General features: G+C 71.6%; 3 protein-coding genes. All 3 read right to left on the reverse strand.

Annotated elements, in window-relative coordinates; genetic code table 11:
* Nucleotides 1-1,132, reverse strand: a 1,132-nt coding sequence (ftsZ, locus tag ACFSNB_RS18535; protein WP_377319281.1) for a cell division protein FtsZ, incomplete at its 3' end; no start/stop codon positions are given.
* A gap of 66 nt (nucleotides 1,133-1,198) precedes the next feature.
* Nucleotides 1,199-2,452, reverse strand: a complete 1,254-nt coding sequence (gene ftsA, locus ACFSNB_RS18540) for a cell division protein FtsA (protein ID WP_377319283.1) — start codon at nucleotides 2,450-2,452, stop codon at nucleotides 1,199-1,201.
* The coding region (locus tag ACFSNB_RS18545) for a cell division protein FtsQ/DivIB (protein ID WP_377319285.1) at nucleotides 2,452-3,374 on the reverse strand (923 nt) is incomplete at its 5' end. The genes ACFSNB_RS18545 and ftsA, both read right to left, overlap by 1 nt.

Consider the following 3,374-nt stretch of genomic DNA (forward strand, 5'->3'; position numbering starts at 1 on the left):
CGGCCGGCGCGGTCGGGGCGGCGGCCGGGCCGATCTTCTGGGCGCGGAACGCCGGCTGGCCGGCCGGGGCGGCGGTCTGGGCGGCGGCGGGGATCGGCGCGCCGGGCCGGGCCTGGGCCGGGCTGGTGCCGACCAGCGAGATCACCGTCGGCTTGGGCTGGGCGGCGTTTTCGCTGGCGATGCCGGTGGCCACCACCGAGACGCGGATCTGGCCGTTGAGCTTTTCGTCGAAGGTCGAGCCGAAAATTATATTGGCTTCGGGATCGACCTCGTCGCGGATGCGGTTGGCCGCCTCGTCGACCTCGAACAGGGTCATGTCGAGGCCGCCGGTGATGTTGATCAACACCCCCTTGGCGCCCTTCATCGAGGTGTCGTCGAGCAGCGGGTTGCTGATCGCCGCCTCGGCGGCGTCGATCGCGCGCTTGTCGCCCTCGGCCTCGCCGGTGCCCATCATCGCCTTGCCCATCTCGCTCATCACGGTGCGGATGTCGGCGAAGTCGAGGTTGATCAGGCCGGGCATGATCATCAGGTCGGTGACGCCGCGCACGCCGGAATAGAGCACGTCGTCGGCCATCTTGAAGGCGTCGGCGAAGGTGGTGCGCTCGGTGGCGACGCGGAACAGGTTCTGGTTGGGGATGATGATCAGCGTATCAACGTACTGCTGCATCTCCTCTATTCCCTGTTCGGCGGTGCGCATGCGGTGCGCGCCCTCGAAATGGAACGGCTTGGTGACGACGCCGACGGTGAGGATGCCCTGTTCGCGGGCGGCGCGGGCGATCACCGGGGCGGCGCCGGTGCCGGTGCCGCCGCCCATCCCGGCGGTGATGAACACCATGTTGGTGCCGGTGATCTGGGTGAGGATGTCCTCGATGCTTTCCTCGGCGGCGGCGCGGCCGACGTCGGGGCGCGAGCCGGCGCCGAGGCCCTGGGTGACCTGGGTGCCGAGCTGGATGCGGCGTTCGGTGCGGCTCTGGCCGAGCGACTGGGCGTCGGTGTTGGCGACGATGAACTCGACGCCTTCGAGGCGGGCCTGGATCATGTTGTTGACCGCGTTGCCGCCGGCGCCGCCGACACCGATCACGGTGATTCGCGGCTTCAGTTCCTGTTGGGCTCCGGGAAGAAAGGTCAGCATGTTGGTCCTCCGCGCTGTTTCGGCCGTTTCACCCTTGGCCTTCTGTTGAACTTCTTGCATCCGGGGTCAGAAATTACGTTTCAGCCAACTGCCCAGCCGTCCCCAGGCCGAGCCTTCCTCTCCACCGCCGCCGATCGCGGCGCGCCGGCCCCGGGGGGCGGCGGCGCCGTGGACCAGCGCATATCGGATCAGCCCGGCGCAGACCGAGAAGGCCGGGCCGGCGGTCGCCTCGGGCAGGCCCTGCAAGCCCACCGGCCGGCCGAGCCGGACCTGCTTGTCGAGCACCAGCCCGGCGAGGTCGCGGGCGCCCTGCATCTGGCTGGCGCCGCCGGTCAGCACGACGCGGCGGCCGGCCATCTTGTCGAAGCCGCCCTGTTCGAGCCGGGTGCGGACCAGTTCGAAGGTTTCCTCCAGCCGGGGCTGGATCACCTGGATCAGCATCGAGCGCGGCACCTGATTGCTGGCGCCGTCCTCGTCCTCGCCGACCAGCGGCACCTTGAGGATCTCGCGGTCGTCGGACGGGGTCGGGATCGCCGAGCCGTACAGCGTCTTCATCCGCTCGGCCTGGGCCAGCGGAGTCGACAGGCCGCGGGCGATGTCGCTGGTGACGTGGGCGCCGCCGACCGGGATCAGGTCGGTGTGGATCAGCTGGCCGGCGAGGAACACCGCGATCGAGGTGGTGCCGGCCCCCATGTCGATGCAGGTGACGCCCAGTTCCTTCTCGTCATCGACCAGGCAGGCCAGCCCGGCGGCATAGGGGCTGACGACGCGGGCCTCGATGTCGAGGTGGCAGCGGTTGACCACCGAGGCGAGGTTGCGCACCGGCCCGACCGTGGCCGAGATGACATGGATGGCGACGCCGAGCCGGTCGCCGAACATCCCGCGCGGATCCTTGATCCCCTCGTTGCCGTCGATGGTGTAATCGACCGGGATGGCGTGGATCAACTCGCGGTCGGGGCTTTCGTGATGGGCGCGGCCATGGTCGAGCATGCGGCGGATGTCGGCCTCGTTGACCGGGTGGCCGTTCATCGCCACCTCGACCCGGACATTGGCCGAGCCGGGCAGCCCGCCCGAGACGTTGACCACCACCGCCCGCACCCGTTCGCCGGCCATTTCCTCGGCGGCGTCGACCGCGGCGCGGATCGAGGTTTCCAGTTCCTCCATGTCGACCACGCTGCCGTTGCGCATCCCGCGCGCCAGCTGGTGGCCGATGCCGACGATGCGCGGCGTGCCGTCATCCTGGACGCGGGCGATGAAGCAGCACACCTTGTGGGTGCCGACATCCAGTGCCGCGATCAGACCGTTGCGTACCGCGACCATCAATCCTCCTTGGCGGATCCGGCGCCGGCGCCGGGGGGGAGGGGCGCGGGCGGGCGTTCGGCGTTCTGCGGCAGGTTGCGCCCGGGGCGCAGCACCAGCCGGTCGGGCACGCGCAGGTCGATCATCGCCACCGCCCGGCCGCTGAGGCCCCGGTTGCGTTCGAGTTCGGCCAGCCGGTGCCACGCCGTCTCGGGCTCGATCTCGGGCAGGCGGACCTCGATCCCGTCCTCGATCCCGTCGAGCAGCAGGTTCCAGCGGCGCTCGCCGATCCGGGTGGCGGCCTTGACCCGGGTGGCCAGCTCGGGCTCGCTGGCGAGCAGGGTCAGCAGTTCGGCGGCGCGGGTCTGGGCGCCGACCCCCACCACCAGCGGCAGGTCCTCGAACCCCTCGATCGCGCCGGGGATCTCGCGCCCGTCGCGATCGACCAGGGTGTAGGCGCCGTCATGCTGCCACAGCGCCACCGGCTCGCGCTCGACGATCTCGAGATGCAGGCTGCCGGGCAGGCGGCGCTCGATCACCGCCGCGCGCACCCCGGGCAGGGCTTCCAGGCGCTGGCGGGCGGCGACGATGTCGAGGCCGAGGATCGGGTCGCCGTTGCGGGCGCCCAGCGCGGCGACGATCTGGTCGGCCGGGATGCGGCGGCGGCCGGACACGGTGATTTCCGAGGTGCGGAAGCCGATCGCGGCGGTCAGCCGCAGCAGGCCGTCGCCGGTCTGGCGCCAGCTCTGCTGCACCACCCCCGACTGCCACAGGATCGCCCCGGCGACGAACAAAGCGGTGGCGGCCACGCCGAGCGCGGCCGCCTTCTGCAACGGGGTCAGGACGAGCCGCAGCCGGGTCGGCCGCCGTCGGGCGCGCGGCGGGCGCGGCTCGGACGGGGGGACGCGCCCGGCGGTGGCCCGGCCCGGGCGGGCGGCGGGCG

It is taken from the genome of Phaeospirillum tilakii (genome assembly GCF_042683125.1).
Lineage (GTDB): Bacteria > Pseudomonadota > Alphaproteobacteria > Rhodospirillales > Magnetospirillaceae > Phaeospirillum > Phaeospirillum tilakii.